This is a genomic window from Halomonas faecis, assembly GCF_010993975.1.
Taxonomy (GTDB): Bacteria; Pseudomonadota; Gammaproteobacteria; order Pseudomonadales; family Halomonadaceae; genus Halomonas; species Halomonas faecis.
Map to the genome: position 1 here is coordinate 1 of NZ_JAACZO010000051.1, position 573 is coordinate 573.

At 59.3% G+C, this 573-nt stretch carries 2 tRNA genes and 1 rRNA gene; all 3 read left to right on the forward strand.

The annotated features are described in order from the left end of the window. Nucleotides 1-53, forward strand: a 16S ribosomal RNA gene (locus tag GFD32_RS14550); the annotation flags it as partial. Between the two features lie 70 nt (nt 54-123). Further along, a tRNA-Ile gene (locus GFD32_RS14555) sits at nt 124-200 on the forward strand. A gap of 86 nt (nt 201-286) precedes the next feature. Further along, nucleotides 287-362 (forward strand) — tRNA-Ala (locus GFD32_RS14560). The last annotated feature ends 211 nt before the right edge of the window (nt 363-573 follow it).

Below are 573 nucleotides of genomic sequence, written 5' to 3' on the forward strand. Positions count from 1 at the left end.
TGAAGTCGTAACAAGGTAGCCGTAGGGGAACCTGCGGCTGGATCACCTCCTTAATCGACGACTCGCTGTTTCGCGGCAAGTGCTCACATTGAATTACCTGATCGACCAGAGCAAAGACTGTTTGGGTCTGTAGCTCAGTTGGTTAGAGCGCACCCCTGATAAGGGTGAGGTCGGCAGTTCAAGTCTGCCCAGACCCACCAAATTTGCGTGATACGGCGTTGCTTCGAACCTCGCATAGCAGGCTATGCGTCGCATCGAAGCGCCTTGTCTCACACAAATTGCTGTCGGGGCCATAGCTCAGCTGGGAGAGCGCCTGCCTTGCACGCAGGAGGTCAGCGGTTCGATCCCGCTTGGCTCCACCACTTTCCTCGTGAAAGTCCAGAAGATCTCAGCTGGGGGAGCGCCTGCCTTGCGCGTCAGGTGGTCGCGCCGGGGTCGCGCACGACTTCGATCCCGCTAGGCTCCACCACTTTCCTTGGAAAGTACTGAAGGAGCTCAGTTGGGAGAGGCGCCTGCCTGGCACGTCAGGTGGTCAGCCCGGGGTCGCGCACGACTTCGATCCCGCTTGGCTCC